Origin of the sequence: Flagellimonas sp. (genome assembly GCF_965233845.1) — a bacterium.
Classification (GTDB): domain Bacteria; phylum Bacteroidota; class Bacteroidia; order Flavobacteriales; family Flavobacteriaceae; genus Flagellimonas.
The window spans coordinates 3998263-4011687 of the sequence record NZ_OZ247584.1 but is presented as its reverse complement, the minus strand read 5'-3'; the positions used below and the strand labels follow the sequence as shown (position 1 = coordinate 4011687).

Sequence of the window (13425 nt, the reverse complement as noted above, 5' to 3'; positions counted from 1 at the left end):
TTTTTGAGCACCTTGAGTGGGATAATTTTAAGGTCTATCCTATAGGTTTTTGAGCATTTTGGAAGTGTAAAATGTCTCCAAAAAAAGTGAGATGGCGTAGGGAACAAAAAATGCGGCAAACTCCAAGCCGGACATATCGCCGTCACTCTTATACGTGGGGTAAAAAAGCAAGAAGAAAAAAACAAACTTGAGCAGGCTTCCGCCCATGAACAAAAAACCAATCTGATTCTTCAACTTCTCCCTGAATTTATACAGCAAGAGGAAAATTACGGCGGCCAAAATTGCGTTGACCACATACGAAAGCATAATAAGGTTGTCAAAAAGAGGAAGGTCCCTGAGTGACAGAATGCCTAAATGTGCTCCGAAGGACAGGAGCAATAATAACAGAAGAAGTGCAATAAATTTGGTGGGCAAATTGAGATTGGGCATTAGTATTTTATCCGTTTTAACTGTTGCAAAACTACCCAAATAGAAATTGCCACTCCCAATAAAGTGGCAATTACCGTGAAAATATTTTTTTCGTTCCCGTAATGGGCGTCCAGCCATTTCCCTCCCTTAACGGCAAGAAAAATTATGGCTCCCATTTCAAACGCAATACCGGAAAGCATTGCGGCATTCTTAAAATTGTTCTTTTTTTTAGGAGACTTTTGCTGGTTCATTGGTCTTGTTGGGCTGCAGTTTGTGTGTTGAGGCTGCAGCTGGTGCCGAAGCTCCCTTGCCCATGGTACAAGCAGCATTAAATGTGGCTCCAGGTTCAACTGCCAACTTGGAAACACTAACCGTTCCTTCTATAATTGCAGATGCCTTAAGGGATAGTAGGTCATTTACTTGAAGTTCGCCATTGAATTTCCCTTCAATATCGGCATTTACACATTCTACTTTTCCTTTGATGTAGCCATCTTTTCCGATAACCACTTTTCCGGAAGTTTTTACGTTGCCTTCGAGTTTACCATCGATTCGAAAATCGGCCTCTGAAGTAATATCACCCTTAATTTTGGTGTTCTTTTCAATTCTGTTGGGTTGTCCTCCAAACTCGTTCATAGTTCTAGGTTTTTTGTTGTCTGAAAACATTGTTTTCTAGGGTTTTGGGGTTAAAATCTGCGCTTTGTACGCAGCTAAGTTTTTGTGTACTTGTATGATTTTATAATTGTTGGATAAAACTACAAAATTCTCATCGTAGATGCGGTAGTCCCTATTCTTTTTTATAAGCTCTGCATAGCCTAAGGCAAAGTCCTTTGACTTAAACCCGTGCACTACCACAAATTGGTCTTCCAACGTATAAATATCCTTGGAAACCACATTTTTATAATTGAGGTCCTTGATGGATGCCTCCAATCGTTCCTTTAATTTCAACGCTTTTTCGTTGTCCTTTATTTTGAATGGGAAAACTACTTTCCAATTCCCAGCCCCAGTTGATCCCGTTTCAGGAGAAAATTCCTTAGTTTCCAATTTGGGTAGTTGTTCGGCAACCATTGCCTCAGCTTTTTTCCCTTCTGGATTATTGGGATAAGTAAGTGCCACAAAATTTAGTGCTTCTTTGAACGACTCAAATCCCTGCAAGCGACCAATGGCATTTGCCTTCAACATTTCAAATTTGGGAACAATGGGATCCCCCGTAAATTTATTGATGTAGTCCTGGGTCAACGTTATTACCTGAAGATATTCTTGTTGTTCGTATAATTTATAAAGTGAGGCGTATCTGGCATCCGGACTATCCGTATTCCCGGCCAAAACCGCTTGCGGATTCAACAGGATTTCGGCATATCGGGTATCAGGATGGTTCGTGATGATGTCCTGTTTCATGTTCTGTGCCAAAGGACTGCCCGTTTCCTCATATATTTTGTACAGATTGTATTTGGACGGAAGGATCAAGCGCTCCTCTGGATTCAAAGCCAGCACTCTTTCCAGTTTTCCCGCAGCCAATAAGTTCTCCTTGAATTTTTCCTTATAGATCAATCCCAATTGATAGTTGGCAAAATTGCGTTCCCCCCAAAGACTGTCGATCACCTTTTCATCCGTGGGTATCTGGCTCAAATAAAAATCCAGAGAATATTTTTGTTCCTCCGAAATTGCCGTAGCGGGCTGACCATCTGCGGAAACAACTTCTCCGGTAGCTTCCGAAACCAAGGTTCTGCTTTTATTGCTCCAGCGCCAATCGTCCTCCAGGGCCCTATCGCCCCAGCGAGTTCTAAAATCGTTTTTTCCGTAGCCCAAACTGGTAATGTTGTAAAAGTAGAACTTGCCCTTGTTTTCTTGTCCTCCCTTGGATTCCGCAAAGGTGGCAAAGCCAGCGGTTGTCCGTTCCAGTTCTGCTTGGGCCGCTTCCTCATCCTTGCGTTTGAGTTCTGCAATAAGTTCTTCAAAATAAGCCTTGCGTTCTGCTTCTGGCATTTCATACAAAGTGATTACACTATCAGCATGCTGAACGATGTCCTCGTATTTGATCACATCTTCCAAATTGTCCAACTTCTTCTTGATCCGACGATGCTCCTTGGTGTTCACCACAAGGTTGGTCAGCGTGCTATCGTAGTATGCTCCGGAGGTTTTGTAAGCGTCTTGATCAAAATAGTAATCCCCCAAATCCTTATAGTTGAGCGCATTTAATTTACGCTCCCCTGTATTGGCCCTTAAGGATTTGTTGAAATAGACAATGGCCAAGCTGTCCGATTGGGTGTTCAAATGGAACTGGGCAATCTCTCGATAGATCTTGTCCAAAAAAGGGCGGTTTTCCCTATTCTCTTCCAGCTCGGTCAGATATTCCCATAATTCTTCCTGATTGGTATCTGTGATCTCCGTGTTCTGGATTTTCTTTAGGTGGGCATTGATCATATAGACCCTAGGGGATTTTCTGTTCAAGGCAATCACCTTGTCAAAAGCGTAGTTGGCGCTATCCTTGAACCCCAAATTGTTGTACAGTTGGCCTATGATGAACAGGTACCTTCCTTTTTCCGCGTTCTTTTTGGTATAGGCCTGGGCTATTTTTAACTTTTGGATGGCCGTGTCCTTAGCCTTTAGGTTGATATAGCACTGCGCCATCACGGCATTGGCATCGGCATGTTCTTGGTCTTTCAAACGCTCAAACTTGAACAGTCTTTCCAGATTCTTGATGGCCAGTTCAGGGTTATCCAAACGCATATTGGTCTTCTCCCGCCAGATGGTGGCTTCGTTCAGCTTATCGCTTTCGGTATATTTTCTCAGGATGTAATTGAAAGATTCCAAAGCCGGAATATAGCGTTGGTCAAAATATCGGGCCTTGCCCAATAAAAGAAAAGCCTCATCTGTTTGTGGATTGCGCTCTTCATCCTTAATGTCCATGCTGTGCTTTTGGATGGCCTTGGTGGCCTTCTCCTCGGCAATGATAAAATTGGGGTTGTTGTCTTCAGAGTCCAACTTCACCTCATCCGTCACCTCCAAGCGTTCCACTGGTAGGATTTTCCAGTAATCATCACGGTAATTGGCGTTGAGTTCTTCCCTTCCTTGCTCAAAGGCAATGTTGCCGTTGTAGAGGGTGTTGTATTTGGTGTTTAGGGCATGCCAATTGCGATTAAGGAACTTGTCCTTTTTTGTGGAACAGGAGTTAAAAAGCAATCCTCCGCAGACAATTGCGCCAAAAAAGATATGTTGAAGCTTCAAAATTATCGATAATCGTGTCTAACCTTAACTGAAAAACATCCAGATTATTATAAGGCTCATCGGTAAAATGCAATAATTTTTCTTCTTGGCTTTTGTACGCACCCAAAACCCCTCTCCAACAGGGAATTTAAATTGAATATTTTTAAAACACTCCCTTCTAGAGAAGGGAAAGATTTCGAGTAGCGAAATCAGGGATGTGTAGCTTGGAATACGACCCTGCCTTTTAAAAAAAAGCAGCGATTACCAAGTAGAGGGGCTTTCAAAATTGGTCCTGCTTCTATTGTATTTTGACTTGTATGCCACTGGGGAAAGTCCCACATATTTTTTAAAGACAGTCCGAAAGGCTTTTTGATCCGCATAACCTACCTGGTACATCACCTCATTGACGTTTTGCTGGGTAGATTCCAAGCTCCTTTTCGCAGCCTCAATCTTCACTCTTTGAATGTATTCCAATGGGGTGTTCTGGGTAGCCTTTTTAAATCTTCGCACAAAATTGCGACTGCTGATTGCATATTTCTCTGCCAAACGTTCCACAGATATTTTACTCTTCACATTATTTTCAATGTACTTCTGAGCTTCTTTTATGGCATCATCCTCGTGATCTTTTTGCGCTTGAAAAATCGCAAATTGGTTCTGGTCCTGCCGATCCATATCAATCTCAAAAAACTTGGAGAGATAAATAGCTGCAGGTCGTCCACAGTATTTTTCGACCAAATGAAGCATCAAGTTTAAAAAGGAATAGGCTCCGCCACTGGTGTAAATCCCATCTTCATCGGTAACAATTTTGCTTGAGACCAGGTTTACTTGAGGAAACATTTTCCTGAACATTTCCATTCCCGCCCAATGGGTTGAGCATTGTTTCCCATCCACCAATCCCGTTTGGGCCAACAAAAAAGCACCCATGCACATACTGGCCACTTCGGCATTGTTCTGGAGTCGCTGATTTAAAACCCATGGAATAAAATCCTTGTTCTGATCCAAATCGGCATCCAGTTTGTCCGGCCTTAAGGCCGGAATAAGAATCAAATCCGTCTTTTTAATATCATCTATGGTACTATCGCAGTGTATACTAAAAAGTCCTTCGTACAATGAATAGTCATGATCCAAACCCACCAAATGCAGTTCAAAAAAATCATCTTCCCGAATCCCGGCTTTTTTCAAGAACTGATTAGCGGCCATCAATATTTTAAATGGGCCCACCACACTGCTTAAAATGGCATTGCCCTTGGGCACCAATATGCTTACATGTTTCATTATCAGCTTTTTTACACTATAAATGTAATGGGAATACTTGGCACAATCAACCCTTACAAGTGTCATATTTCCCCTTATACCTGCATAGGCCTCTTTTGTAGCTTTGGGATATGGAGTTCGAAAAATTCTTGGAAATACGGGATAAGTTTTGCTTGCAAGAGGCTGATGTCACTGAAGGCAAAATGATGAGTTCCCAGGCCATTCATTATAAAAAGAAGGTGTTTGCCTTTTTCTCGAAGAAAGATAAAATGGTTTTCAAGCTAGGTTCGCCATCCGCTGTGGAAGGAATTGAAGTTGAACTTATGGAATTTAACCCTTTCAAGAACAAAGGGCCATTAAAAGGTTGGTACGAAGCTGATTTTGAACAGCACCAAAACTGGGAACATCTCGCCCTTTTGGCCCTTGATCAACTAAAAAGTGAACACCCATGATTACGAAAGCTTATTCACGTTTTTTTAAGGACTTGGCCAGGAACAATAACAAGGAATGGTTCCACGCCAATAAAAAGCGGTATGAAAATGATGTAAAAAACCCTTTTTTGCATCTATTGGAAGAATTGATTCCTGCCTTGACCGAATGGGACCATAGAATTCTTACCGACCCCAAAAAGGCCATGTTCCGTATCAACAGGGATGTTCGGTTTTCCAAGGATAAATCACCCTATCATTTATTGCTCAAAGCTGGCTTCTCCCCGAACGGAAAAAAGTCTATATTACCAGGGTATTATTTGGGCATTGATGCGGAAAACATCCATGTAGGCGGTGGGCTTTTTATGCTACGTCCACCGGAATTGAAGAAAGTTAGGAAGCTTATTGCTGATAATCCCGAAGCTTTGACACAGCTTGTTTCTGATAGCTCCTTTACTCAAAACTTTGGAAAGCTCAAGGGTGAAAAAGCGAAGCGTTTGGATAAAAGTCTAGTTCCCATAGCAGAAAAAACAGATTTGATCTATCACAAACAGTTCTATGCCATGGCCGAGTTTCCTTTGGAGCCCTTTTATGGAAGCAGCAAACTTCAGGAGGAGGTCTTATCCCATTTTGAAGCCATCAAACCTTTGAATACCTATCTGAGCCAAGCATTGGATTGAAAACAAGTTTATTTATTAATCATAAAAACAGAAACAAAATGACAACACAAGAAGTAGCAGACAAACTGGTGGGCCTTTGTAGGGAAGGCAAATATGAGGAAGCTTACGGCCTTTATTCCAAAGATGCCGTGAGCGTGGAGATGCCGGGTGTACCCAACGAAAGAACAGAAGGGTTGGACAATATTCTTCAAGGGTTTGCCCAATGGGCCAGCAATATTGAAGAATCCCATGGCGGAACCGTAGGTGATCCAGTGGTAGTGGGCAACCACTTTGTGGTGCCTATGACCAGTGATGTGACCTTTAAACAGGGAGGTAGAATAAACATGGAAGAATTCTGTATGTACCAAGTGGAAAATGGGCAAATCACCAAAGCCCAGTTTTTCTATGACCCTTCTGTTATGGGAGGATAAAAATTTAAAGTCAGTTCGAACCTGCCGACAAAAGCAGGTTCGAACTGATTATTTGGGTGTTTTTTTACACACCCCTTGCCCCTATCTAGAGGGGAGTTGTTTTTGTGGTCAGGATTGAACTCCCTTCTTGAGAAGGGAAAATTTCAACTTGTTGAAATTAGGGATGTGTTTTAATTTTAAACAAACCCATTGCCACATCCCTGAATTTCGAAAAACTATTTTACATCCTATGCTGGAACAGATTCTACCATACAACAATATCGTAAGCCCTGGCATTGAAGGTGCCATCTGTAAGCTCTTCTGTTACAATGTCGCCTTCTCCATCTCGCCACCAATATGTTGCCACATTTATGGTTCCGTTTGTGCCACTTCTTTCATATCCTGAGAAGTATGCAATGTTGCCATGAACAAACACTGAATGAGCTATGGCATAATATTCACCATCAGTTAGCTCTACCTCTTCTTCTACATTTTTCCAATACTTGGCAATAGCCGTTCCCTGAAATTCAAATCCGGTTACGTAAACGTTTTCTAAATGAATAAGCGTATCATATGCTCTGGCATTGTTATCACCCTCTGTAAGCTCGAGGCCTTGTCCAACAATCCACAGTTTTGCCGTGCCAACATTGTTAACATCATTCTCATGTCCGCACATCGCAATTACATCATCCTCAATATCAATTGATGAAATCTGTATGTCATAATTGCCATTGGTTTGAGTATCAACCGTATTACCATTCATCCATACTTTACCTTCTCTATAGTTCCCATTTTTCTCGTAACCACTGCAATAGATATTATTATCACTGTCAATAGCAACACTAAGTGCTTCGGCATGGTTATTCCCACCTGTAAGAACATATAGCTCATTCCCATCTTGCCAAACCTTGGCCACCTGTACATTTTCATCATTCATTTCATAACCTACTGTAATTACATTACCATTAAGTAATGCTATATCATGAGCTTTGGCATCCGTATTCCCTTCTGTTAAACTAGTTTCTTGTCCATTTTTCCAATATTTAGCTACTGTCTTGGAACCAATAACTTCATAACCGCAAGCATAAGTATCTCCCGTTTCCGGATCCACAAATCCAGCCAAGATTTCAGCGTTGTTATCACCGTTGGTCAAATAATCTGCAACACCATTTTTCCATACCGCGGCCCTGTTTTTTGATCCATCACTTTCCACTCCGAAAGCAATAACATCATGTTTAACAGTAATCAAGCGATTTGTTGACGCATTGTCGACAGTCACGGTTATTTCTGCTTCCCCAGGTGAAATTGCAGTTACCTGTCCTTCCTCATCCACAGTTGCTACGTCTTCATTATCCGAGATCCAAACCGCAGCACCAGTACTTTCCACCTCAGCCTCAATGGTAAGTTCCAATTCTACGGTATCTTCCCTAAATAGTTCAATTTCTTTTGGAGTAATTTCTAAAGAGTTTACAGGCCCATCCGCCACGGTAATGACACATTCCGCAGTTACCCCATTAAGGGAAGCGGTGATGGTGGTGGTTCCCAAGGTCAAGGGGGTTACCACTCCATTTTCGTCTACAGTAGCTACATCGGTGTCACTACTCATCCAACTAATTGTAGGGCTTTCCACATTGGTAGTGGCCTCCAAGGTTTCTATATAATGTTCATACGGATACAGGGTCAAAGTGGTTTTGTTCAGGGATAGGGTGGTATTTTCATCAGGGATGGTCACCTCAAAATCATTATCGCTGGTATCGGAACCTCCAGCGGTGGTCACCTTGATTTTGCCTGTAGTGGCATTTGCAGGCACCTCACCCGTTAATTTGGTGGTTTTGGCATCACTTAGCGAAACAGCCACCCCGTTTAAGGTCACTGTATTTTCAGCAATGGAAGCGCCAAAGTTGGTGCCGTTTATTATAAGGGTAGATCCAACAGGGCCACTTTCCGTATGGCTAGTGATATTCGGAGCTTTGGCCTCTGGTGCATTTGGCCCATCATCTTTGCCACAGGCCAGTACTATTAAAATCATTGATAGGGCCGCAGTGGCCCATTGCGCAATTCTTTTCATCATTTGGGTTTTTATGGTTAAACCATAAAGTAAAATGATGATGTCCAAGCAGACACCTCCCAATTGACGGATGCCCCATATGAATTGATGGATGGGGGTTTGGAGTTGATACAGTTTTTTCGAGACCCTCAGTTCTAGTGTCCCGAATAAAATTCGGGATGTATTGAGAACGACACACCCCTGCCCCTCTCTAGAGGGAAGTTTGTTTCATTATTAGATTTGAATTCCCTTCTTGAGAAGGGAAGATTTCGTGCTACGAAATCAGGGATGTGTTTTTAGATTCAAGTCAGTAAGTTAAACACACGGCAACCTCTTCCTATCTGGTTGAATAAGCTATCCTCCAAAGAAAGTTTCCAGTTCTTTAAGGGTCTCTGTAGAGGTCTGGATATCCTTTACAATTTCTCCCTTGTTTAAAACTACAATGCGCTCACAGACTTCTGTCACATGGGCCAGATCATGACTGGAAACCAAAACGGTTACTCCATCTTTTGCCGCCAGTTCTTTAATGATAGCTTTGAGTCGAATTTGGGTTGTGGGGTCCAAATTGGCAAAGGGCTCGTCCAAAATCACCACTTCCGGGTTGCCAATAAAGGACGCCACAATGCCCGCCTTTTTCTGGTTTCCTTTGGATAGGTCGCGCAGATATTTCTTTTGCCCCAGAATCTCCCCATGGAAAAAGTCCTCAAATGAGGCCAAGAGCTTATCCACATCGGCTTTGTTTCTGCCGCGTAGGTCACCGATAAAATAGAAGTATTCCTCCGGGGTCAAATAGCCTATCAAAAAAGATTCATCAATAAAGGCAGAGGTGAACGGCTTCCAATCCTCGCTGGTGTTGATCTGAATCCCATTGCTTTCCACATGCCCCGTTGTGGGTTGGATCAAATCCAATAACAGACTAAAAAAGGTAGTCTTCCCAGCTCCATTGTTCCCGACCAAGCCAAAGCTCTGCCCTTTGGGAATATCCAGGGATTCTATATTCAATACTAGCTGCGACCCGTATTTTTTGGTGAGGTTTTTTGCGGTTATCATGTGTTAAATATCAAGTTCTGTATTAAAATTCAAGCTCAAAAATCAAGTTCAATCCACTTTTTATCAAATTCAATTCGTGTCATTTGTGAAACCTGTCTGCCGGTAGACAGGTTCGTGTCAAACCACAAGGGACTTAACAATCTTTAGCCACCTTTTTCCTTAAAGCCGGCCAACATACCATATTTTTTGATTCTGTATTGTTCCGTTATCCGATCTAGTAATCTGTTTTTGAAGGCAAATCCCAAAACCCCGAGCAGACCCAATGTGGCTATGGCAACCTCCATAGAGATTAGGAAGTACAGTCCCGTAAACAATAGAATAGGTAAGCCGAGCACTGGAAGAATTATCAAAAATTGCGTGGCACTGGTGCCTTGCATATTGCCAAGCGGACTTTTATCCAACTCAATTCTTTTTTTGTTGAAGGACCCAAAGTAGAGAATAACCGGGATATTGATTCCCAAGTTGTACAGGGCACTGGCAAAATTGATAGCCAAAATGTTCCATCCAAAATAAACATAGGGAATAGTAAGCAGAAACATGACCACCACACTTACCGATATCAAACTTGCTTTGGATTCCAAATACTTTCGCAGTGGTATATTTTGTGACATCATCATCCCGTAATAAGAACTGTCCCATGCTGGTATGAATTGGCCAAAATTGGTCAGGAAAATGCCTGTCATAAAAATGCCCAAAAACACGTGCATGGGAACCATGGTCGCATAAATTTCCTGAGCATAAAAAATCAATCCATAGAAAACAAAAAGCAATGATATAAAAACCTGTGCCTTGGTGCGTTTGTTGCGCCAAATCATTTTAAGGTCCAATTGCAGAAAAGTCCCCATATCCCCAAAGCGGCGTGTCCATGCCATGTTGGACGTCTTCGCTTCCTTGGATTTGGTCTTGAGGGAAGCATCCAAAAATATCCTGTTTCTTAAATGGCGATAATTGATCCAATAGGCCAAAGCGGCCAGCGTAATGGGTGCCAAAACCATAATTGGATATTGGTATAGACCATGGAACACTGGGCCAAAAAATTCCCTGACAGGAAGCAAATGAAAATAATCAAGCCCATATAACATTAGGATAAGACCACCAATAAAGCCTAAGGCCTTATCGCTTTTGTTCACTATAAAATTTACATAGTTGATGCACAATACCAAGGCCATAACAGATACCAACCATAGCCCAACATTAAGTATAGGATAGTCATGATACAACAGCACTACGGCATAAGGCACAAACAGGAACAAAGCCATTAAATTATAAGCCGAAATCCCTGACCTTCCTAAAATGTAATGGGTAATGGCACTTTTTTTAATGGGCAAGGACAACAATGGTTTAACATCCATTACGGGTAGTTTCTGCATAAAGTACCGAAAGAACAATTCTATCAGTACCCAATACACCATAAATTGGCTCAGCATCCACATGGGATTTTCCTGGGGGAATATGTTTCTTAGAATTCGATATAAAAAGACCCCAATAAACACAACGGTGATGATCATACAAAGCCCAAAACAAATCATCACAATTTTCAACGCCAGACTTTTTCCAAACGAAGAGGATCTAAAAAAGGATTTCCACTGAAGGTTTACGAAGTGCTCAAACATGGTTGGAGGTTTATCGATTGGTTAGTAGCCCATTCCTTTCATTTGTTACAAAACGTACTCTTTTTTCAAATTTGACCCCACAGAATAGCCCGAATCCGTAGTTTTGCACAAAAATTGATTACAATGAGCGAATTCCATGCTTTAAAAATAGCTTCGACTGAAGCATTGACCCCAAATTCGGTTGCACTTACTTTTGAAATAACCTCTGACCTAAAAGATACATTTTCCTTTACCGCTGGTCAATATATCACCCTAAAACATGAGGTGAACGGGGCCGAGGTCCGACGAGCCTACTCCATTTCTTCTTCCCCCGCATCTGGCCAAATCACCGTGGGGATAAAGAAAGTACCCAACGGTACATTTTCCGTTTATGCCAATGAGCAATTAAAGGCCGGGGATGTACTGGAGGTAATGGTGCCGGAGGGTCGATTTGTGTTTGAACCGAATTCTTCCCCAAGAAATGTTGCGGCCTTTGCTGCGGGTAGTGGAATAACTCCCATAATGAGTATTGCCCAAACGGTTTTGGAGTCTCATCCCGAAAGCACATTTGTGTTGGTCTTTGGGAACCAGACTCCGGAAGAAACCATGTATTTAAAGGATTTGGAAGAATTGCATGAAAAATATTCCGATAGGTTTTTTATTCAAAAGGTGTACAGTCGTTCCCAAGAAGAAGGTGCTCTATTTGGAAGGATTGAAACCTCAACAGTCAACTTTGTTGTAAAAAACAAGTTCAAAAAAACGGCTTTTGATGCCTTCTACCTCTGTGGCCCAGAGGAGATGATCAATACGGTATCGGACACTTTGAAAAACAACGGTATTTCTGAAGATAAAATTCTCTTTGAGCTATTTACTGCATCAGAATCTGAAGATACTTTGGCCGAAAACTTGGACGGAAAAACCCAAGTGGAAGTACTCGTTGATGACGAGACCTTTTCTTTCGCCATGGATAAAAAGAGTCTTGTACTCGATGCTGTATTAAAAGAAAAAATAGATGCCCCCTATTCCTGTCAGGGCGGTGTTTGCAGCAGCTGTATTGCCCGTATCACGGAAGGAAAGGCCGAGATGGTGAAAAATCAAATCCTAACTGACGGGGAAGTTGCCGAAGGGCTGATCCTAACCTGCCAGGCACATCCGTTGACGCCCACTTTGAAGGTGGATTATGATGATGTGTAGATAAAAGGGGCAAAAAAGCCAAGGGTCAAGGGTATTGGCGTCGTTCCATTAAAATAAGATTCTATTCGTCCAATTCGTGAAACCTGCCTGCTGGTAGGCAGGTTCGTGTAAATTTGACTTGGTTTTAAGGTAAGGTAAGGGCCAAATCCAAGGCTCTGCTCCCATGTTCATATCCTATTTTAAACGCCTTTTCTATCCCTTTTTTGTCCAGAACCCCAATACCTTCCAGCTCTTTGGGCTCAATACTGATATCACATTCCAACAATTTCCGGTGACTGGAGGCATAAATCATTAAACCAGTGACCCTTCCCGCCAATAAAATAGAATTTCGGATGGCCCTTTTATCAATTTCATCTGCAATGGAGACATTACTGCCAATGATGAAATCCGCCTTATCATCCACATATTCCTTGGGGAAGTTGTTCATGACCCCGCCATCTGCATAAAGGGTCTTTTCAATTTCTATTGGACTAAAAACTGGCGGCAAGGCCGCCGACGCCAGCAGGGGCCTAATCAGTTCTCCATTAAAAAAAACCCTTTCTTCTCCTTTAAGGAGGTCGGTAGCCACCACGAACAATGGAATTCGCAATGCTTCAAAAGAATCTTCTGGAAAATAGCCCTTAAAAATCTTGAAATAACGTTCAGTGTCTATAAAACCAGGCTTGTTGATGGCAAAAAAATCGTATTTGAACAAAGGAGTCTCCTTAAAAAACTGCAACATCTCCTCAATGGAATTTCCGTTGGCATAGAGCGCTCCCACTAAGGCACCCACGCTTGAACCTGCAACTAGCTGGGCCCGAACGCCCTTTTCTTCCATCGCCTTGAGCAGACCAATATGGGCCATGCCTCGGATTCCACCTCCAGATAGCACAAGTCCAACAGATTTTGCATCGGAAATTGTTTTGCTCATTGCATTGCGATTTAAGGCTCTATAAAATTAGTGCCCGCATGGGAAAAATCCAGTTTTTGCCTGAAAATTTATGGGATAGTTACAGACTGGCGGGTCGGTTTGAAACCCAAATTGGGATGGTTTGTGCATTTTATCGAAATGTCATCGATTTTAATCTAGACTTTTTCGAAGGTGCCTTTTTCGTTGACCGACTGGGGAGTCGGTTTGTTAAAATTTGGAAAAAGCGGTATAAATTGTAAACTGAAAACCCATTTTTCGACCTAAATTGA

The 13425-nt window shown here is 42.1% G+C and carries 13 protein-coding genes; 4 read left to right on the top strand and 9 right to left on the bottom strand.

What is annotated here, in order from left to right:
- Positions 1-39: 39 nt before the first annotated feature.
- The 5 genes from ACO6S0_RS17865 to ACO6S0_RS17845 all read right to left on the bottom strand — a co-directional run bounded on the left by ACO6S0_RS17865 (position 40) and on the right by ACO6S0_RS17845 (position 4887).
- Positions 40-429, bottom strand: coding sequence for a DUF6168 family protein (locus ACO6S0_RS17865; protein WP_422349647.1), 390 nt, complete (start codon positions 427-429; stop codon positions 40-42).
- Positions 429-659 (bottom strand): AtpZ/AtpI family protein, encoded by a 231-nt coding sequence (locus tag ACO6S0_RS17860; RefSeq protein ID WP_420401473.1) that lies wholly within the window; start codon positions 657-659, stop codon positions 429-431. Before ACO6S0_RS17860 ends, ACO6S0_RS17865 begins: the two co-directional genes overlap by 1 nt.
- Positions 637-1071: a bactofilin family protein gene (locus ACO6S0_RS17855; protein ID WP_422349646.1), complete on the bottom strand. Its 435-nt coding sequence runs from the start codon at positions 1069-1071 to the stop codon at positions 637-639. Before ACO6S0_RS17855 ends, ACO6S0_RS17860 begins: the two co-directional genes overlap by 23 nt.
- 6 nt (positions 1072-1077) lie before the next feature.
- Positions 1078-3633: a tetratricopeptide repeat protein gene (locus ACO6S0_RS17850; RefSeq protein ID WP_422349645.1), complete on the bottom strand. Its 2556-nt coding sequence runs from the start codon at positions 3631-3633 to the stop codon at positions 1078-1080.
- Between the two features lie 240 nt (positions 3634-3873).
- Positions 3874-4887, bottom strand: a complete 1014-nt coding sequence (locus ACO6S0_RS17845; protein ID WP_422349644.1) for a GlxA family transcriptional regulator — start codon at positions 4885-4887, stop codon at positions 3874-3876.
- Between the two features lie 110 nt (positions 4888-4997).
- Here ACO6S0_RS17845 and ACO6S0_RS17840 point away from each other — a divergent pair, with 110 nt between their 5' ends.
- Genes ACO6S0_RS17840 through ACO6S0_RS17830 form a run of 3 tightly spaced genes read left to right on the top strand, consistent with a single transcriptional unit; the run spans position 4998 to position 6384 of the window.
- The gene (locus tag ACO6S0_RS17840; protein ID WP_422349643.1) at positions 4998-5318 is read left to right on the top strand and encodes a hypothetical protein; all 321 of its coding nucleotides are present in this window, start codon (positions 4998-5000) and stop codon (positions 5316-5318) included.
- Positions 5315-5974 carry a DUF2461 domain-containing protein gene (locus ACO6S0_RS17835; protein WP_422349642.1) on the top strand — a complete coding sequence of 220 codons (660 nt, stop codon included), beginning with the start codon at positions 5315-5317 and terminating at the stop codon, positions 5972-5974. The genes ACO6S0_RS17840 and ACO6S0_RS17835 overlap by 4 nt, the downstream gene beginning before the upstream one ends.
- 38 nt (positions 5975-6012) lie before the next feature.
- Positions 6013-6384, top strand: a complete 372-nt coding sequence (locus ACO6S0_RS17830) for a SnoaL-like domain-containing protein (RefSeq protein WP_422349641.1) — start codon at positions 6013-6015, stop codon at positions 6382-6384.
- 244 nt (positions 6385-6628) lie between these two features.
- On the opposite strand, the gene ACO6S0_RS17825 is transcribed toward ACO6S0_RS17830, so the two are convergent.
- From ACO6S0_RS17825 to ACO6S0_RS17815, 3 genes are all read right to left on the bottom strand, one after another.
- Positions 6629-8434, bottom strand: a complete 1806-nt coding sequence (locus ACO6S0_RS17825) for an Ig-like domain-containing protein (RefSeq protein ID WP_422349640.1) — start codon at positions 8432-8434, stop codon at positions 6629-6631.
- Positions 8435-8764: 330 nt separating this feature from the next.
- Positions 8765-9460: an ABC transporter ATP-binding protein gene (locus ACO6S0_RS17820; RefSeq protein WP_422349639.1), complete on the bottom strand. Its 696-nt coding sequence runs from the start codon at positions 9458-9460 to the stop codon at positions 8765-8767.
- A gap of 143 nt (positions 9461-9603) precedes the next feature.
- Complete coding sequence (locus tag ACO6S0_RS17815; protein WP_422349638.1) at positions 9604-11073, bottom strand: DUF5687 family protein; 1470 nt, start codon at positions 11071-11073, stop codon at positions 9604-9606.
- 123 nt (positions 11074-11196) lie between these two features.
- On the opposite strand from ACO6S0_RS17815, the gene ACO6S0_RS17810 reads away from it, so the two are divergent.
- Positions 11197-12246 (top strand): FAD-binding oxidoreductase, encoded by a 1050-nt coding sequence (locus tag ACO6S0_RS17810; RefSeq protein ID WP_422349637.1) that lies wholly within the window; start codon positions 11197-11199, stop codon positions 12244-12246.
- Positions 12247-12370: 124 nt separating this feature from the next.
- Here ACO6S0_RS17810 and ACO6S0_RS17805 read toward each other — a convergent pair whose 3' ends face one another.
- On the bottom strand, positions 12371-13156 hold the full coding sequence (locus ACO6S0_RS17805) for a patatin-like phospholipase family protein (protein ID WP_422349636.1): 786 nt from the start codon (positions 13154-13156) through the stop codon (positions 12371-12373).
- Positions 13157-13425: the final 269 nt, after the last annotated feature.

Bases quoted from the DNA above. Each gene is read 5' to 3' on its own strand.
- ACO6S0_RS17860 (WP_420401473.1), bottom strand. From the start codon at position 659: ATGAACCAGCAAAAGTCTCCTAAAAAAAAGAACAATTTTAAGAATGCC.
- ACO6S0_RS17810 (WP_422349637.1), top strand. From the start codon at position 11,197: ATGAGCGAATTCCATGCTTTAAAAATAGCTTCGACTGAAGCATTGACC.
- ACO6S0_RS17815 (WP_422349638.1), bottom strand. From the start codon at position 11,073: ATGTTTGAGCACTTCGTAAACCTTCAGTGGAAATCCTTTTTTAGATCC.
- ACO6S0_RS17840 (WP_422349643.1), top strand. From the start codon at position 4,998: ATGGAGTTCGAAAAATTCTTGGAAATACGGGATAAGTTTTGCTTGCAA.
- ACO6S0_RS17805 (WP_422349636.1), bottom strand. From the start codon at position 13,156: ATGAGCAAAACAATTTCCGATGCAAAATCTGTTGGACTTGTGCTATCT.
- ACO6S0_RS17845 (WP_422349644.1), bottom strand. From the start codon at position 4,887: ATGAAACATGTAAGCATATTGGTGCCCAAGGGCAATGCCATTTTAAGC.
- ACO6S0_RS17820 (WP_422349639.1), bottom strand. From the start codon at position 9,460: ATGATAACCGCAAAAAACCTCACCAAAAAATACGGGTCGCAGCTAGTA.
- ACO6S0_RS17835 (WP_422349642.1), top strand. From the start codon at position 5,315: ATGATTACGAAAGCTTATTCACGTTTTTTTAAGGACTTGGCCAGGAAC.
- ACO6S0_RS17855 (WP_422349646.1), bottom strand. From the start codon at position 1,071: ATGTTTTCAGACAACAAAAAACCTAGAACTATGAACGAGTTTGGAGGA.
- ACO6S0_RS17825 (WP_422349640.1), bottom strand. From the start codon at position 8,434: ATGATGAAAAGAATTGCGCAATGGGCCACTGCGGCCCTATCAATGATT.
- ACO6S0_RS17865 (WP_422349647.1), bottom strand. From the start codon at position 429: ATGCCCAATCTCAATTTGCCCACCAAATTTATTGCACTTCTTCTGTTA.
- ACO6S0_RS17830 (WP_422349641.1), top strand. From the start codon at position 6,013: ATGACAACACAAGAAGTAGCAGACAAACTGGTGGGCCTTTGTAGGGAA.